15 protein-coding genes and 1 tRNA gene are annotated in these 18,276 nt (G+C 30.9%); 10 read left to right on the top strand and 6 right to left on the bottom strand.

Translation table 11 applies throughout. The features are described 5' to 3' along the window. Nucleotides 1–14: 14 nt before the first annotated feature. Nucleotides 15–2,849 (top strand): aminomethyl-transferring glycine dehydrogenase, encoded by a 2,835-nt coding sequence (gcvP, locus tag AB6T46_RS00890; protein ID WP_370931578.1) that lies wholly within the window; start codon nt 15–17, stop codon nt 2,847–2,849. Nucleotides 2,850–3,888: 1,039 nt separating this feature from the next. Here gcvP and AB6T46_RS00885 read toward each other — a convergent pair. Then, complete coding sequence (locus tag AB6T46_RS00885) at nt 3,889–5,154, bottom strand: MFS transporter (RefSeq protein ID WP_370931577.1); 1,266 nt, start codon at nt 5,152–5,154, stop codon at nt 3,889–3,891. A gap of 1,232 nt (nt 5,155–6,386) precedes the next feature. Between AB6T46_RS00885 and AB6T46_RS00880 the strand changes: the two genes are divergently transcribed. Beyond that, nucleotides 6,387–7,274: an outer membrane protein gene (locus AB6T46_RS00880; protein ID WP_370931576.1), complete on the top strand. Its 888-nt coding sequence runs from the start codon at nt 6,387–6,389 to the stop codon at nt 7,272–7,274. A 589-nt stretch (nt 7,275–7,863) separates the two neighbouring features. Here the strand turns inward: AB6T46_RS00880 and AB6T46_RS00875 are convergent. Further along, a tRNA-Leu gene (locus AB6T46_RS00875) sits at nt 7,864–7,948 on the bottom strand. A gap of 124 nt (nt 7,949–8,072) precedes the next feature. Between AB6T46_RS00875 and AB6T46_RS00870 the strand changes: the two genes are divergently transcribed. The 6 genes from AB6T46_RS00870 to AB6T46_RS00845 all read left to right on the top strand — a co-directional run bounded on the left by AB6T46_RS00870 (nt 8,073) and on the right by AB6T46_RS00845 (nt 11,457). Next, nucleotides 8,073–8,672 (top strand): YqaA family protein, encoded by a 600-nt coding sequence (locus AB6T46_RS00870; RefSeq protein ID WP_370931575.1) that lies wholly within the window; start codon nt 8,073–8,075, stop codon nt 8,670–8,672. A 3-nt stretch (nt 8,673–8,675) separates the two neighbouring features. Further along, nucleotides 8,676–9,185, top strand: a complete 510-nt coding sequence (locus tag AB6T46_RS00865) for a disulfide bond formation protein B (RefSeq protein WP_370931574.1) — start codon at nt 8,676–8,678, stop codon at nt 9,183–9,185. 30 nt (nt 9,186–9,215) lie between these two features. Further along, entirely contained in the window at nt 9,216–10,202 is a 987-nt protein-coding gene (locus tag AB6T46_RS00860; RefSeq protein WP_370931573.1) for a ferritin family protein, read from the top strand. 30 nt (nt 10,203–10,232) lie between these two features. After that, the gene (dut, locus tag AB6T46_RS00855; protein ID WP_370931572.1) at nt 10,233–10,703 is read left to right on the top strand and encodes a dUTP diphosphatase; all 471 of its coding nucleotides are present in this window, start codon (nt 10,233–10,235) and stop codon (nt 10,701–10,703) included. Between the two features lie 97 nt (nt 10,704–10,800). Continuing rightward, nucleotides 10,801–11,208, top strand: coding sequence for a hypothetical protein (locus tag AB6T46_RS00850; RefSeq protein WP_370931571.1), 408 nt, complete (start codon nt 10,801–10,803; stop codon nt 11,206–11,208). 39 nt (nt 11,209–11,247) lie between these two features. Further along, a complete protein-coding gene (locus AB6T46_RS00845) occupies nt 11,248–11,457 on the top strand; it encodes a hypothetical protein (RefSeq protein WP_370931570.1) in 210 nt (69 codons plus the stop codon). A gap of 167 nt (nt 11,458–11,624) precedes the next feature. Here the strand turns inward: AB6T46_RS00845 and AB6T46_RS00840 are convergent, their stop codons facing one another. From AB6T46_RS00840 to AB6T46_RS00830, 3 genes are all read right to left on the bottom strand, one after another. Further along, nucleotides 11,625–12,632 carry a sensor histidine kinase gene (locus AB6T46_RS00840; RefSeq protein ID WP_370931569.1) on the bottom strand — a complete coding sequence of 336 codons (1,008 nt, stop codon included), beginning with the start codon at nt 12,630–12,632 and terminating at the stop codon, nt 11,625–11,627. 145 nt (nt 12,633–12,777) lie between these two features. Continuing rightward, the gene (locus tag AB6T46_RS00835; protein ID WP_370931568.1) at nt 12,778–13,323 is read right to left on the bottom strand and encodes a sigma-70 family RNA polymerase sigma factor; all 546 of its coding nucleotides are present in this window, start codon (nt 13,321–13,323) and stop codon (nt 12,778–12,780) included. Continuing rightward, nucleotides 13,313–13,549 (bottom strand): NepR family anti-sigma factor, encoded by a 237-nt coding sequence (locus tag AB6T46_RS00830; protein WP_370931567.1) that lies wholly within the window; start codon nt 13,547–13,549, stop codon nt 13,313–13,315. The genes AB6T46_RS00835 and AB6T46_RS00830 overlap by 11 nt, the downstream gene beginning before the upstream one ends. A gap of 185 nt (nt 13,550–13,734) precedes the next feature. Here AB6T46_RS00830 and AB6T46_RS00825 point away from each other — a divergent pair, with 185 nt between their 5' ends. Together AB6T46_RS00825 and AB6T46_RS00820 are read left to right on the top strand one after the other, a co-directional pair. Next, entirely contained in the window at nt 13,735–14,529 is a 795-nt protein-coding gene (locus AB6T46_RS00825; protein ID WP_370931566.1) for a response regulator, read from the top strand. A 14-nt stretch (nt 14,530–14,543) separates the two neighbouring features. Then, nucleotides 14,544–15,587: a sensor histidine kinase gene (locus AB6T46_RS00820; protein ID WP_370931565.1), complete on the top strand. Its 1,044-nt coding sequence runs from the start codon at nt 14,544–14,546 to the stop codon at nt 15,585–15,587. 20 nt (nt 15,588–15,607) lie between these two features. Here AB6T46_RS00820 and secA read toward each other — a convergent pair whose 3' ends face one another. After that, nucleotides 15,608–18,271: a preprotein translocase subunit SecA gene (gene secA, locus AB6T46_RS00815; protein WP_370931564.1), complete on the bottom strand. Its 2,664-nt coding sequence runs from the start codon at nt 18,269–18,271 to the stop codon at nt 15,608–15,610. Nucleotides 18,272–18,276: the final 5 nt, after the last annotated feature.

Here is an 18,276-nt window from a genome sequence, read left to right as displayed (position 1 = left end):
GGAAAGGGCAAAAAATGACATTAGATAATGAGGTAACCTTTACTAGTAGGCATATAGGTGCATCTGAATCAGATATAAAGGAAATGCTCACCACGGTTAATGCAACTTCTCTTGAAGATCTATCGGATCAAGCAGTTCCTTCCTCTATTAGATTTAAAGCAGATCTCAATTTACCGCCAGCGGCTAGCGAATCAGAAGCTTTACAAGAATTACAAAATATTTTTAATAAAAATATTTTGTTGAAAAGCTTTTACGGTCAAGGCTATCATGGTACTTTTGTCCCTCCTGTTATACAACGTAATTTTTTTGAAAATCCAGCGTGGTACACCTCCTATACTCCTTATCAAGCAGAAATCAGTCAAGGTCGTTTAGAAATGTCGTTTCATTTTCAAACGTTAGTTACTGAACTTACTGGCTTACCAATTGCCCCTGCATCATTATTAGATGAAGCTACTGCAGCTGCTGAAGCAGTATTTGTAGCTATCAGACATCATAAAAATAAACGCAATAAAATATTGATTTTAAATGATCTCCACCCGCAAACATTAGATGTTATTTTAACTAGATGTGAAGGTCAGAATATAGTCACTGAAAAGATTTTAGATGAAACTAAATTAACTGATTCATTAACAGATGATATAGCTGCTGTTGTAATTGCTTATCCAGATACTTTAGGACACTATAAAAATTTTAAAGAGATTGTAAAAACTATAAAAAATTCTGGTGCTTTAGTTATCAGTATATGTGATCCGTTAGCTCTTACTTTATTGGAATCTCCTGCTGCTTGGGGCTGTGATATAGCAGTTGGTTCAATGCAGCGTTTTGGTGTTCCAATGGGCTTTGGTGGACCACATGCAGGATTTATGGCCGCTACTGAAAATTTAACCCGTTTGTTACCAGGTAGAATTGTTGGTAAATCCTATGATACTAAAAATCGTCCTGCTTATCGTTTAGCATTACAAACCAGAGAGCAACATATTCGACGTGATAAAGCAACATCAAATATTTGCACAGCTCAAGCCTTGCTAGCGAATATAGCAGCTGCTTTTGCTATTTGGCATGGACCAGATGGTTTAAAAGCAATAGCGCAAAAAATTTATAATTTTGCTGCAAATTTTGCATTAGAATTACAAAAAAATAACATTGAACTATTAACTGGTAGTTTTTTTGATAACGTTAGTATAAATACCCGCTCACAAGCTAAAGCAATAGCACAAAAAGCTGCCGAGCTAGGATATTTAATCAGAATAGTGAATAAAGATATTATCTGTGTTAATTTTGACGAAATGACAACAGAAGAAGATGTAAGTAACTTATTATCTATTTTAATCTCATCCAATATAGATGATACCAATAGTAAAAAACATGAAATAAAATTACCTCTTCCTCGTCAAGATAAAATTTTACAACAAGAAATTTTTAATTCAATTAAAAGTGAAACGCAAATGATGCGTTTTTTACGCAAATTAAGTGATAAAGATCTTAGTTTAGATCGCGCCATGATTCCATTAGGCTCTTGCACAATGAAACTAAATGCGGCTGCAGAAATGATGCCTCTCAGTTGGGCTAATGTCAGTATGGTTCACCCCTTTACACCAGAGAAATATGTTACTGGTTATCATAAAATGTTAAATGATCTTGCTGAATGGTTACAAGAAATTACTGGTTTTAGCGCAGTAAGTTTACAACCTAACTCTGGAGCGCAAGGTGAATATGCTGGACTCTTAGCAATCAAAAGATATCATAATTCACAAGGAGAAGGCGAACGCCACATTTGTTTAATTCCTAGCTCTGCACATGGTACTAATCCAGCTTCTGCACATATGGTTGGTATGGATGTAATAGTAGTAAAATGTTTAGAAAATGGTAACATAGATGTAAATGACCTAAAAGATAAATGTGACAAATATAATAATAAAATATCTGCTTTAATGATTACTTATCCTTCAACTTTCGGTGTTTTTGAAGAAACAGTTAAAGAAATCTGTCAGATCGTCCATAATGTTGGAGGGCAAGTATATTTTGACGGCGCTAATTTAAATGCTTTAGTTGGTTTAGCTCGTCCAGCTGATATTGGTGCTGATGTTTGTCATATGAATTTACATAAAACTTTTGCTATCCCTCACGGCGGTGGTGGTCCAGGAATGGGCCCCATTGGAGTAGCGAAACATTTAGAACCGTTTCTACCAGGTCATTGTATAAACTCTTCTAATTATGCTGTTTCTGCAGCCCCGTTTGGCAGCGCATCAATTTTGGTGATTAGCTGGATGTATATTCGTATGATGGGCGCTAAGGGCTTAAAAAAAGCTACTCAGGTAGCGATTTTAAATGCTAATTATATAGCTAAAAAATTACAAGCCGCTTATCCTATTTTATTTACCGGTAAAAATGGCTGGGTAGCACATGAATGTATTATTGATACTAGACCATTAAAAGAAAAATTTAATATATCAGTCGATGATGTAGCAAAAAGACTTATTGATTATGGTTTTCATGCGCCAACTATGTCTTTTCCTGTTGCCGGTACATTAATGATAGAACCTACAGAATCTGAACCTAAAGCAGAAATAGATAGGCTATGTAATGCGTTATTAAATATAGCCAAAGAGACCAAAAAAATAGAAGACGGTTCTTGGAGTGCTACTGATAATCCACTGATTAATGCACCTCATACTTTGGAAGAAATAATGAGCAGTAACTGGCAGCATAGTTATAGCCGCGAAGAAGCCGCTATGCCGCAAGAACAAGATTATAGTACAAAATATTGGTCACCTGTATCTCGCATAGACAATGTTAATGGAGATAGAAATTTAATCTGCAGCTGTCCGCCTCCGGTATCTGATTTATGATAAATATCTCACTATAATAAACCATATTATAATGATAAAATTTATAATATGGTTTATTAATTAGTTACCTTTAGCCTATTATTGATAACAAACATATCAGATCTTATTAAAACTATTATTAATAAGATCTTAATTAATAATATTTTAACCCCGCCCTAAAAGACGAAAATTCCTACTGTGGTCAAAGAGCCATAGCTTAACTCATTTCGACAGATTCCTGGGCTTCATTGAGCTCCTATTGGTAGTCTCTTAACAGGCTAACACGCATACCCGGCCGCTAAATTTAATGTATGAAATATTAAAAAATTATTAGGCAAAAAACGCCGACTAATAATACTAGCAAAACAAACACCTTATATCCACCCCCTAAAGCACGGGGTTTTACGGCGAGGTGAATAAAAACTGATAAATAGTCTGAATTAGCTTACAATTATATGAGATTCTAAAATCTCATGTATGATATATTAAAAAAAACTAAAACTAACGCCCATATATTTACCAATTCAGTCAAAATTAGTCTTTCTACTAGTCACAGCAACGAAATTAAAACTAAATAAAGAGGACTAACTATAAATAAAATAAATAATTTAATATTAGCTAATAATATTTTATCGAAAAATTACCTTTTTTAACTTATAGCTACAATATTATACTAACTAAATAAAATAAAATAAAATAAAATTGCTAAATAGTGTAAATAGCAGACCACTACCATATATTTATACACCTTATATCCAATATATACATATATTAGCAATCAACAAGATTAGTGTAATTATTCTTAAACATTTGATATAGTAATTATTATATAAGTTGCTACACATCTTAATGATATAATATCCATTTATTGAATTACTAAATTATAATCAGTATCAAAATAATATTACTTGTAAAACCTACTGTTAGACATTTATTAACTAAAAATCAAATAATTAATAATTTGATCTAAATTGCTACCTTTTAATAAACTACTTAAATAATTTACTAAATAACAGCTAACAAAAGCTATTATTAAAATTTTTCTAACAAGCCAATTAATTTAAACTTTAATCTCGTTAGTCTTATTAATAATAGATACTTTATTTTTACGCCAGGCCAACATTGTAACAAGCAACATTACAATCAAAATTGAGTAAAGCGCATAAGCACCGATAGCATCAAATGCCCATCCAGCTAATAAAATTCCAATAAGACCTACAAAGCGAAGAATAAAATCTATAGCACCATACCAGCTGCCTATCACTTCTTTAGGGATAGTTGTTTGTAATACACTTTCTGTTGTACGAAAATATAATGTTCCACCAAGCCGAAAGAGGAACATACCAATAGCAACACTATATAAATTACCACGTACAAAAAGAGCTAAACAAATACCTATTGCCATAATAACATGAGCTAACCGTAAAATAGTCACTAGTCCACCACCTTGACCATAACGTAATAATAGAAATCCGCCTAATATGCCTCCAATAGTTGCTATAGTAGCAAGATAACCAGTCATCTCTAATGAAAAACCATGGAAACCACGTATTAGAGGGATCCACAATAAAGTAAGAATACCTATAACTAAAACACAACTTGAATAAGAAAGCAAAAAAGTACGCCAATGTTGATCTTTAACCAACTTATAAGCAGCTTTAGAGGCTCCTAAAATACTTTTTTGAACAAGATCCTTAAAGCTTGCTTTCGTTGCATTAGCTATATTAAATTTCTCATTTTTTAACGGAACCATAACCGCTAATGAAATTGTAAGAATGAGAGCTATAATCATAAAAACAACTGAAACTAACAATGACGTACTCAAGCCTAGATAAATAATAGCCATTGTTCCAAGTGTTGGCCCTATCACTGCAGCCATACCATGAAACATTGCTTTTGAGCCATTAATAGCAGGAATTTGCTCTCTAGTAAAAAGAAATGGCATTAACGAAAAGACTACAAGATCAGCATAATGATGAATTAAATCAACCCAAAAAGCAAAGAACCAAACAGCATAAATTGATACATTATCACCGCTAAGAAATATCATAGCGATAGAAAAAACCACAATATTAACTGCCTGTGTTACAATGAATAATCGCCATTTATTGAATTGATCTATAAAACCAGCGCCCAGCACAGTCACAAGAATCTCTGCACCATAACCAATAGCATAGGTTGTTGTAATAGAAGTTGTTTTACCAGTAATATTATAAGCAATATTGGCGAATACTAAATCATAAATAGCTGAAGATAAAATAAAGAAAACTCCGAGTGAAATAAAAATCGGAGTTTTTCTCTGGATATATAGAACTAAGGTCTGCATTATAATCTCTATAATCTCTCTAACATTAAACTGCTAGCTTCTACATCATCTCGCAATTCAGCCTTTAATTGTTGTAAGTTTTGAAAATTACTTCTAACTAATGTAAAGACAATTTACATTAAAGTCTTATAATTACTAATATTCACAAGCAGCTTTTGCAAAAGTTTAGATAAAAATAAGTCCTTTGTAAAAAATAGATAAATATTTACTTTCACCATAAAAAATAAATTTAGCTCTGCTTTTCATCCCGTAACACAATCTCATTATCAACACACCAAGCTAGCTTATTAAAGTCATAATATAAGACAGATTCAGCGTGAGTTATAATATACCCATTATCAAACTTATGCATTATTCTTATTAAACTTATGCATTACTCCTCCTAAGAAGAATAAAACGACAATATATACTAAAACTCCAGTATGATGATGTAAACTAGGATTATCCTCTCTACCATCACTAAAATGCTCGTGTATGTATTTTATACTATCACAAGTAAAAACCAATCAATTAGCTTGATCAATATGAATCATAGATTACATAACTAAAATAAAATTCACGCGTCACAAGATCCACTATAAACATAGCTTTTCATAAGATAAGCCGCTGATTAAACCATCCATATAAGGTTCTATATCAGGAACAAACTTAGCCTAAAACTGTAAACTACCTATTTTAAACTTATGTTCATGTACAGAACCAAGCAAAACGAGCTTTTTTAGCTCCTCCCAAAACACCTCATATATAGTTATATTAATTACATATAAGATAAGACAAATATAGCTTCTCAAAATATTTATCTTTAATATCAAGCTATCAAGCTTATATTCATTTCGCAACAATATTATTTAATAATTAACTATAATTTTTAAAAATATATTAGTTAAATGAATGGTTATAGTTAATATAATTTAAGATCAATCTGCAAGGTTGGCATAATACAAGTTCAATATGATGGTTAAAGCACGGAATAATATATTATAGCCGAAATTCCAGTGTTATCAATTAATAAGGTGATTTATTAATTAATATATTCATACAACCAATAAAATAACAACTTTATAATAATAGAACGCAATTTACTCCTGCTATAACAAAGTAACAGAATCTGTAAAATGTATTTTTAAATAAAATACTGTTTACAACTATAGTATCTAAATTTATTCTTATATAAAAAGATATGTTACAATGATAATAAAGTTACATGTAGTTTAATTGTTTATGAGTTTATTATGAAAATTAAATATTTATTTTATCTTTTACTTGGCTCTATTTTCTCAATTGGTCAAACATCTGCTGATAACACAAGTAAAACAACGGACATACAAAAAACATCTAATAGCAAAATTTTAAATAACCATTGGTCTGGTACTTATATGGGTTTGCAATATTCTTTCGGTATAGATAGATATGATAATCCTTCGCTGAAATCAACACCATCTAAAAAACATAGTTTAAATTACCAGACCACAAATAATGGAGATGAAACAAATGAATCCGTTAAGAATTTTCCTAGTTCAGTCGGGTTATTATTAGGTTATAATCAAGCAATTACCCAATGGGTACTTTTCGGCGCAGAATTAGATGTATCTTTTAAGTTAAATGCTAATGAGCTTTATTATACAGAAACCATCGTGCCAAAACATGGATTTCCTATAAGGGTTAACCGTCTAGAATTACCTTTTACTAGCTATTTAGATAGCACTTTACGTGCTCGCGTTGGACTAAATTTAAGTGATTTTTCACCTTATCTTGCTGGTGGGATTAATGTAGCATACGATTTATCAAGCCCAAATATGGAACAATACGCAAAAAATATGTTACAGGATATGTTAACAGAGAGTAAATTTAAAAAAGAAGAACTAGATAATATAATAACAAAGATTGAAGGTAGTAATGACCTGTATATTGGCTGGTCATTAGGAACAGGTTTTGAATATAAAATAAATCGAAATCTAACTCTTCGAACAGAATATCGTTATAGTAATAGTTTTTCTAATCACAATAAGAAAATAACTTATACCAACACAAAAGCCGAAAAAGAAAATACTACTTTAACTTATTGTTTAGACAATCTTAGTAGACACGATGTACGTCTTGGTGTAAGCTATTATTTCTAAGACAATTTATATAGTATCTAAACCCTATAATTTTTATAGGGTTTTTTTATTGTTTTTACTCAATTCCAATATATTACAATTTATGCTCTCTTTGCGTAAGTTGGTGCGCAGTAATGACGCGACCAGCTAATTGTATTTTCTTTACTCCTATTTAAAATATAAAAATTTGAATGTATTAGCCCACAGTTTAGCTAGACAATTATTAAAACATAACGAAACTGACGCTAAAGTTTGTAAGTGATGATAGGGTTATAAAAGAATAAATAAAAAGAAAGAACACGATTAACAACACAAGAAAAACAGACGCTAAGAGAATTAGCTACTGATTACGCTAGATTTAAAACTTTGTCACGTTAGTTAAAATGACTTATCTTCGCAATCTTTGTTATGCTTACAGAAGATCAGAGATTTTTAACAGCTATAAATAACATCTTTGAATAGCTAAAAAAATTATTTAGCAAAGAATAAGATTTACAAATTCTTTCGTATGCTTTCAAGTACACTGAGCTTAAAATGGTATGTAAAAGGGTAAGATTACAATATTAAATCTTCTGTAAATCGTTGATTGTTCTAGGTTTTATGGAAAATATGGTGCGGGTGGTCGGACTCGAACCGACACTCCGTGAGGAACCGGATTTTGAGTCCGGCGCGTCTACCAATTCCACCACACCCGCATTTTATTTCTTTTTACATATTTTTATAAAACCGTCAACTAGATAAATTAATTAAAATAAATTTCTTGTTTAATATTAAACTAAATATCATTATAAACGTTACAATAAACAGTGAGGAGAATCAATGCTGAAAAAGTCAATAAAAAACATAAAAGATTGGTTTATTAGAACTATAGATAAAAAAAGTGCTGAATATTGGGTTATCTTTCTAGCTATAGTGGAAACTTCAGTGTTTTTTATACCATCTGATGCATTAGTCATTCCTATGACCTTAAGAAACCCAAGTAAAGCTTGGCGATATGCTACCATCTCACTAATAGCATCTATTATCGGTGCAATAATAGGATGGTTTCTTGGATATTATTCGTTTGAAGTAATTGTAAAGCCTATATTAGAATTTTATGGAAAATTCGATAGCTTTTTATATTTTAAAGATACTCTACCTTTTAGTTTATTACTATTATTTATCTTCACCTCTGGCTTAATGCATTTACCCCCTATGAAGGTTATGACTTTATTAGCTGGTGTCATACATTTAAATTTATTTTTATTTATTATTTTATCAATAGTAAGTAGAGGGTTAAGATCATATATCACGGCGTGGATAATCTTGAAATATGGAGAAAAAATGCTAAATTTCATATTAACAAGACTAAAATTACTAACTTATGTTACTTTCATTGCTATGATAATAGCTCTCTTATATTTTAACTTTATCAAGTAAAAAATGAAAAAAAAGAATCTTTTACACAAACATAATTTAACTCTATTATTAGGATTGCTATTATTATTTATAATAGCAGTAGCTCTTATAATAGAATATATTGGTTATAAACCATGTAACTTATGTGAAAAAGAAAGAATCGCTTATTATATTGCTATTCCACTAGCACTAATAAGTAGTATATTATATTATAAATATCCGCAGCATCATAAAAAAATAGATATTTTAATAATTATAATTGCTATTACTCTTTTTATTAATTTATTACTAAGTATTTATCATTTAGCGATAGAATTTCACTGGATAGATTTACCTAATTCATGTGTCAATAAAGTTAATAATATAAATTTAAATAATAACTCATTATTAGTTGCACTATATAATTCGTCTCCACCAGCATCTTGTGATACAGTAAACTTATATATTTTAGGTCTTTCCCTCGTAAGTTGGAATGCTATAATAACTATAGGAGCACTTATTGGTAGTATTTTTATTATAAATTTAAAAAAATAATTACTATATTCCATAATTAAAGGGGTTATTATGTGGTATAAATTATCATTCTTTAGAAAAAAACCTTTTTCTGCTTTAACAGAAAAAGAAATTTTATCATTAGCTATCACTATAGAAGCAAAAAATAAAAAAAAATTTTTATTTTATGCAGCTATCTTTCAAAATGATTATCCCCAAACTAGCATATTTTTTGAACAATTAGCCTCTATAAAACAGCAACACGCTTCTAAATTATTAGAATTATATAAACAGCGTTTCGGTGATAATATAATTTGCATAAAAAAAGAAGATATATATAATTTTCCTATATCTCACTCTTACGTAATAGACGATACTACGACGCCTATGACAGCCAGACAAGACGCATTAACTATCACTAAGCAACTTAGTAGTTTTTATCAACAAGCTACTCAACTTGTTAATGATATTGAAATTAAAGAATTTTTAAATCAGTTATTTTTCGAAGAGTATGTAAATAACAACAGCCTAATTAAAGAGGCCGATGTTGATGATATTCAATCTGAATATGCCTATGATATTATCAATCAAGAAGAAAAACAAACCTTATTAACTTGGATACAACCAGGTTTAGCCGGATTAATGGATGGTTCTATTTCTACTTTAGCTCCAATTTTTGCAGCTGCTTTTGCTACTCAAAACAGTTACCAAACCTTATTAGTAGGTTTATCTGCTTCGATTGGCGCAGGCATATCTATGGGCTTTACTGAAGCTATCCACGATGATGGAAAGCTTTCTGGACGTGGATCACCCTTGAAAAGAGGTATAGCAAATGGTACAATGACTACTGTGGGCGGATTAGGTCATACTTTACCTTATTTATTATCTAATTTTATTTTAGCTACTATATTAGCTGTTATTATAGTAATAATTGAATTATTTACTATTGCTTGGATCCAAAAAAGATATATGAAAATATCTTTTTCAAAAGCTTCACTCCAAGTTATTCTAGGTGGCTTTTTAGTCTTGGCAACAGGAATATTAATTGGTAACTTATAAATATCAACGAATCAATAAATCGGAGATCTCATGTCAAATTTAACCACAACCCCAGTAGTAAAAATGATGTTTTTGTCACATGGAGAGGATATGGATCCACCATCATACGAAACAGCTGGAGCATCTGGTATGGATTTACGCGCAGCTATAGATGAAAAAACTCCATTAATTCTACATCCAATGCAGAGGGTACTAATCCCTACAGGCATAGTAATTGAACTACCTAACAATTATGAAGCACAAATAAGACCTAGGTCTGGTTTAGCATTAAATCATGGTATAACTTGTTTAAACACCCCTGGCACGATAGATTCAGATTACCGCGGTGAAATACAAGTTATATTAATTAACCTAGGTCAAGAAGCTTTTGAAATTACTAGACACATGCGTATCGCACAATTAGTTATTGCTCCAGTAAAACAAGCTTACGTTGAACGTCAAGAATTTACAGTAGACACAATCAGAGGTAGAGGTGGTTTTGGGTCTACAGGATTGACGTAATATTTAATGACGCAGTTGGGAACTATTAAATTATTAAGACGTTATTAGCACATAATAAATAACTATTTTTCGTCTTAATAATTTATAGGAGACTTTTATGAGCGTCAAACATAAATCAGGTGAAGATAAAAAATCTTCTACTAAAAATAAAACTTCTACTCGCCGCAAAAAGGAAACAAACGATAGCTCAATAGCAGCTACTTCTAAAAAAGTTGCGAGAAAAACTAAAAATGTAGCTAAAAAAGCAGTACGTAAAACTGCAAACACAGCTAAAAAAGCTGCTAATAGCGTAAGCCGTACCAGCAAAAAAATTGCCGCACAAGCTACTAGCAGTCCTAGTAAGAAATCTAAGAAAAATAACAATTCTTTAGACTGGCAAAAACTTAATAAACAAGTCAAAGAAACCTATAACGATACTTTGAAAAACACTAGTATGCATCCAGCCGTAGGACTTGCCGTAGCAGCTCTAGTAGGTTTCATCATTGGTTTATTATTAGGCTTGTAATATAATTGCTAGAAAACCATAAAAATCAAGAGGAATAAAATGTCAGATCTTCATCAAGAATGTAAGGATATATTACAAAATAATAAATTATCAAAACAACAAAAAATTGAAAAATTAAAAAATTTAGCCTACACTGCAGAAAGTCATCAAAGAGCAGCATCAGAAAGTAATATGGAACCAAGTGATGGTTGGCAAGCAAACTTACGTCTGATAGAATTAGCTATTGAGGAATTAGAAGGAAAAATTTAACTCTCAGCAGGCTGTAAACTATAGATATATTTAATGCTGAACACACCGCTATAATCGTAAAAATAAATCTCTATTACCAAGTGATGGTTGGTAAGCAGGCTTGCTTAAATATAATAAATCAGCCATCTAAATATTAAGAGAAAATTTAATATTCAGCATTTTATAGACTATAAACACATATTAGAGGCTAATGTATTTTTTGCGGCTATTTTTGATAAAGAGACACACACTCTTGTACCATAGGGTTCATGAGATTGTAAATTAGAAAAATTAACTGGGTCACCTAATTGTAAACATAGTGGCTCAATTATCATTTTTCCTAATCCGTCTTTATTTTTACTATTCATCATCTCGCCCCTACCTTTACCATTATCCTCTACAATTAACTGTAATTTTCCTTGTTGGTAACCAAATATTACTCTAACATAACCACAAGTAGGCGGAGGAAAAGCATGTTTAAAGGAATTGGTTACCAACTCCCCCAAAATAATAGCTATAGTAGTAACATCTTTTCCAGGTAATTCTAATGGCTGTATATCAAATTGTAAGGTTATACGCTTAGCTATGAAATCTGGTAGGGTTTTATAAGCATCTTTAACAACTGAACATAGAATATCATAAACAGGAGCTTTGTCATAAGTTTCAGCTAATCTAAGTCTTCTATGTGCAATAGAAATAGTTTGTATTCTATCTCTTGCTGACATCAAAGCATTTTTTACTTCTTCATTAACATTATTTTTTATTTGTAAAGTAAGTAAAGCTGAAACATTCGCTAATGCATTGCCTACCCTATGACTAGTATCTTGGAGTAGAGATTCTGCTCGTTGTTTCTCCTCTTCGACCGTGATTATTTTTAACTCTACTTGCTTTTTTTCTACCTCTAAAAATTCTGTCCGCTTTTTTTCTAATATTTTACTCTCTAAAAAACATAAATTTTGATAATTATGCATTTTTTTAATAGAATTATACAGTCCAATAACAGTAAAATAAGAAAATAATAAAGAAAATAATAAAAAAATAAACACTACTCTTATTAAAAAAACATCCAGCGTTTCAGGTATAATTAAATAATAATAGATACCAATCATTAAACAAATAATAGATGATATCAAAGTTATTCCACCCTTACGAATAGCTTTTATTTTTTTATCTATTGTAAAATCTAGCGAATACATATCCCATCTTTATCTAGTTTTAACATAAATTATATTAAATGTTTATCTTGGTTTTATTTACTCTATACAACCTAGGATTGCATGAAAAGTTTTTTTAAATAATGTTAACATTATGTATGTTTACTAAATAATAATATAATTATGTTCACTTTTTCACCAACGGAGCGATAGTATCATCTGGTCCATAATCAATTTCACCATTCACTTGTAGTAAATCTTGCAATCTCACTCTTGCTCTGCTAACTCTACTTTTAATAGTTCCTACTGCACAATCGCATATTTTTGCTGTTTCTTCATAAGAAAATCCTGATGCCCCTACTAAAATTATTGCCTCCCGCTGGTCAAATGGTAATTTATTAAGTGCCTGCTGAAAATCATGTAAATCTAACACGCCGTATTGACTAGGCAAAACAGCAAAATTAGTGGTTATATATCCATCTTCATCTGAAACTTCTCGCCCATCTTTACGCTTTTGGCTATAAAATTCATTACGTAAAATAGTGAATAACCAAGCTTTCATATTAGTACCCATGGAATAGCTTTCCTGCTTAGCCCAAGCTTTCATTATAGTATCTTGCACTAAATCATCTGCTTTATCATATTTCCCGGTTAAGGAAATAGCAAAAGCACGCAACGCAGGGATTAATGTTAATAATTCATCCTTAAAGCTTGTTGGCTGACTATTGCTCATTATTTTCACTCTCTTTTACTGGGCTGACATCTTGATCTTGTTTATTTTTTCCTTCCTTTAATTCAGCTTGCTCTAATCTTTCTAATAGGTGCAAAAATTTTTCTGGAACTTCCTCTTTCTGTAGGTCGTCATAATAGTTACGTAATTTCGCAATTATATTTCCATAATACTCTAGAGGATCTTGTGTATTTTCTACATTCTCCTCTTGTTTTTGATTTTGAGTCATTTTTGCTATTCCTGATGTGTTTTTATTTGGTCTATTTTTACAATTCATCCGTTATCTCCATTAATTTCGTGTTTTATCAAAATTATAACATAAGCAACAAATAAATCTTGTCCTTTAAAGATAACGCACTAATTCATTTAATAGCTTTATATATAGTGTAATATAAAAAATAAGGAACTTTTGTTATGACATTATCTCGTCGCATATCGCCATATTTGCCTTATCTTCGTCGTTTTGCTCGAGCTGTAACTGGCTCACAAACATCTGGCGATGCTTATATAGCTTTTATGCTAGAAGCATTAATTATGGATTTATCAGTTTTTCCTGAAACTTCTAGCGACAAAATCGGTTTATATCGTTTATTCAATCACTTATATCAACAAACTAGTATAAAAGTTCCCTCTCCAACAGTTGAATATGCATGGGAGCAACAAGCCTCAGCTAATTTAGCTTGTTTAACTCCACAAGCAAGACAGGCTTTTTTACTTATTTCTGTTGAGGATTTTACTACTGAGGAAGCTGCAGAAATTTTAAATGTATCTAAAGAAGAATTCCAAAATTTATTAATGGAAGCCACAGCAGAAATATCCGCACAAGTTTCTACGAGAATTTTAATTATTGAAGATGAACCTTTAATAGCAATGGATATAGAACAATTAGTAGAAACTTTAGGACATAGAGTAGTAGGTATAGCTAGAACTCATACTGAAGCATTAAAATTATATAAAGAGACCAACCCAGGCATGATATTAGCTGATATTCAGTTAGCAGATGATAGTTCTGGTATTGATGCAGTGAATGATATTTTAAAAGAAACTTCTGTTCCCGTAATTTTCATTACCGCTTTTCCAGAAAGATTATTAACAGGTCAAAAACCAGAGCCAACTTTTTTAGTAACTAAACCATTCAAGCCAGACATGGTTAAAGCACTTATTAGCCAAGCTTTATTTTTTAAAGAAAATGCTAAAGTTAACATTTAAATTATTCTAATAACATGTCAGAATCTTTTACGTTATTAACTGAAACTAATCCAAATATTGCATTAGAACATCCTGATGTATTATTACAAGCTTTAGTAAATTCTGGTATTTGTTTATTGTATCAAACTCCTGATCTTATATATCAGTGGGCAGAAAATCTGCCTGCTATATTACAAGAAAAATATTGTCATAATTACAGAGATTCCAATATTTTCCCTACTGAGATTAGTGAAAGATTAGAAACAATAAAATTAGATATTTTATCTACTGGTAAAAGTGAATCAATAGAATTAAATTTTAACGATATTTTTAATAACAAAAAAACACCTAAAAATATTATAACTGAAGAAATATGGTATAAATTAACCATAGCTTGCCATAAAGATGATCAACAAAGAATATTAGGTCTTATCACTACTATTATAAATATATCTCATCTAAAACACCGAGAAAAAATTTTAAAAATTTTGCTCAGAGAAGTTAGTCATAGATCTAAGAATTTACTAGCTATAGTAGAAAGTTTAGCAAGACAAACAGCTCGTTATAGCTCCTCCCCTAATCAATTTATGCAAGAATTTGAAGGAAGAATACAAAGTTTATCATTAACGCAAGATCTAGTAACAGATGCTAATTGGCTAGGAGTAAAATTTAAGCAATTAGTTAACATACAATTACAAGATAAATTATGTCATAAAGCAGAATTGATAGAAATAAGTGGAGACAATCCTAACTTATTTCCTAACTCTACCTTATATATTGGTTTAGCGTTACACGAACTTGCTAGAAATAGCAAAAAAAATGGTGCTATCAAAAAAGGGCAAGGAAAATTAAAAATATCTTGTCAAAGACAATTAAACGAAAATAAAGAGCCTGTAATAAAGATTAGATGGCAAGAATTTTATCCAGCCATTCAAATGAACAATATCCAAACAACATCTTTTTCTAATATAATATTAACCAAAATAGTACCAACCGCGGTAAATGGATATATATGTTATGAGTTTGGTAAAGAAAATTTAACTTATGAATTATCTATTCCACATACACAATTTGAATAATTGCTAATTATTCAAATTAGTTAAAATTTACCATGACAATGTTTATATTTTTTACCTGAACCACAACTACACTTACTATTTCTAGCCGTTTCCTCTGTAAGCTTCTCATCTACCATCTCAATAGAAGGTGCGAGAACGGATTCAGGTAAAGCAACTGATCGACTAGTAAAAGGTGTCTGTATAGAATTTATCTTGTTAGGGGTAGCCATCTGCAAATTAGATAATTTTGTCATAGCATTTTTACGTAACTGAGAAAACATAGAATTAAATAATTCAAATGCTTCCATTTTATATTCTATTAATGGATCCCTTTGACCGTATCCTCTAAATCCTATAACTGAACGTAAATGATCTAAATCAGTTAAATGTGCACGCCACACTTCATCTATTGCCTCTAATAATATTGCTCGTTGAATATATAAAGACATTTTTTCACCTAATTGTTCGCGTTGGATATTCTGATTAGCTAAAACAATGGTTTCTATTCTATTGGTTATTTCCTCTTCTGTTAAACCTTCTTCCTCATTCCATTTTTCAATTGGTAAAACAACTTTGAAGATTTTTAAAGCTTCATCTTTTAATTGTTCTAGGTTCCATTTTTCTTTATATGAACCTGCTGGTATAGCTTTAGCAACTATGTCATCAATTACCTCTAAACTTAACTCTTCTATATGCTCATTTAAATTATTAGCATTCATTACCTCAAGTCTTTGTTCAAAGATCACTTTTCGTTGATCATTAGAGACATCGTCATATTTTAAAAGATTTTTACGAGCATCAAAATAATGTGCTTCAACTTTAGTTTGTGCTTTTTCTAAGGCTTTACTGATCCAAGGATGAATAATCGCTTCTCCCTCTTTAAGCCCTAATTTATTCAATATAGCTTGCATACGGTTAGAACCAAAGATCCTCATTAAATCATCTTCTAATGATAAATAAAATTTTGATCTCCCTGGATCACCTTGTCTGCCTGAACGCCCTCTTAATTGGTTATCAATACGACGACTTTCATGTCGCTCTGTTCCTATGACATATAAGCCACCTGCCTGCAATGCTTCTTTTTTTAATTGCTCTACCTCTTGTTTAATATGTTCTATTTTTAGATTTTTTGCTGGTCCATCTTGCATATTAGCAGTTTCTTTGCTAATGCGCATACTTAAATTACCACCCAACTGTATGTCGGTTCCTCGTCCGGCCATATTTGTAGCAATAGTTATCGATCCTGGTACACCAGCTTGCGCAATGATTTCTGCTTCTTGCTCATGATATCTAGCATTTAATACTTGGAATTTTTTTATTCCAATATTTTTCAACATTTTTGCCATTCTTTCAGATTTTTCAATTGAATTCGTTCCTATCAGAATGGGTTGTTTTTTAGCATGTGCTGATTGTATTTCTTTCACTATAGCATTATATTTTTCTACTTCTGTACGATATATTTCATCTTCATCATCTATTCTACAAATTGGTAAATTAGTAGGAATTTCCACTACTTCTAAATCATAAATATTAGCAAATTCTTCTGCTTCAGTTAATGCAGTTCCCGTCATACCCGCTAATTTTTTATACATACGGAAATAATTTTGAAAGGTAATTTGTGATAAAGTATGAGTTTCAGGCTGAATGGTTACATGTTCTTTAGCTTCAATAGCTTGATGTAGTCCATCGCCATACCTACGACCGGTCATCATCCTTCCGGTAAATTCATCAATAATTATCACTTTATTATCACGAACGATATAATCTTTATCACGTTGAAAAAGATTGTGAGCTTTTAAACTATTATTAAGATGATGTACAATAGAAACATTCTCGATATCATAAAGATTTTCAGATTTTAAATGACCTTCCTGGGCTAATAATTTTTCTATTTTTTCTACACCAACCTCAGTAAAGACTACATTTTTATTTTTTTCATCTATCTCATAATCTTCAGCAGATAATTTTAAAACAAATTTATCTATTAAATCATAAAATTCCGTTTTATCTTCTAAAGGTCCTGAAATAATTAAAGGAGTTCTTGCTTCATCAATTAAGATAGAATCCACTTCATCAATGATGGCATAATTATGTTCTCTTTGCACCATTTGTTCACGATCAAAGGCCATATTATCGCGTAGAAAGTCAAAGCCTAACTCATTGTTAGTAGCATAAGTTATATCGCAATTATAGGCTCTCTTTCTCTCTTCCTGATTCATATCATTTAAGATGACTCCTGTTGTCATACCTAAAAAATCAAACAAAGGTCTTAAAGTTTCCGAATCTCTTTGTGCTAAATAATCATTAACAGTTACTATATGTACCCCTTTACCCTCTAAAGCATTTAAATAGATAGGCAGAGTTGCCATTAAAGTTTTACCTTCACCGGTACGCATTTCCGCTATACCACGACGATGTAAAACTAAACCACCAAGCAATTGCACATCAAAATGTCGTAACCCAAGCACCCGTTTAGATGTCTCTCTTACGCAAGCAAATACTTCTGGTATTAAACTATCTAATTTCTCGCCCTTAGAGAGCCTATCTTTAAATTCTCTAGTTTTATCTTGTAATTCTTTATCTGATAAAGCAACAAATTCAGGCTCTAAAGCATTAATTTTATCTACTATAGGATACAAAACATTTAATTTACGTTTATTATTAGATCCAAATATTTTTCTAATAAAATTTAACACTTTCACCATTAGAG

Source organism: Bartonella sp. DGB1 (assembly GCF_041345015.1).
Taxonomy (GTDB): Bacteria; Pseudomonadota; Alphaproteobacteria; order Rhizobiales; family Rhizobiaceae; genus DGB1.
The sequence above is the reverse complement of the archived record's forward strand: the minus strand, read 5'-3'. Positions and strand labels throughout refer to the sequence as shown.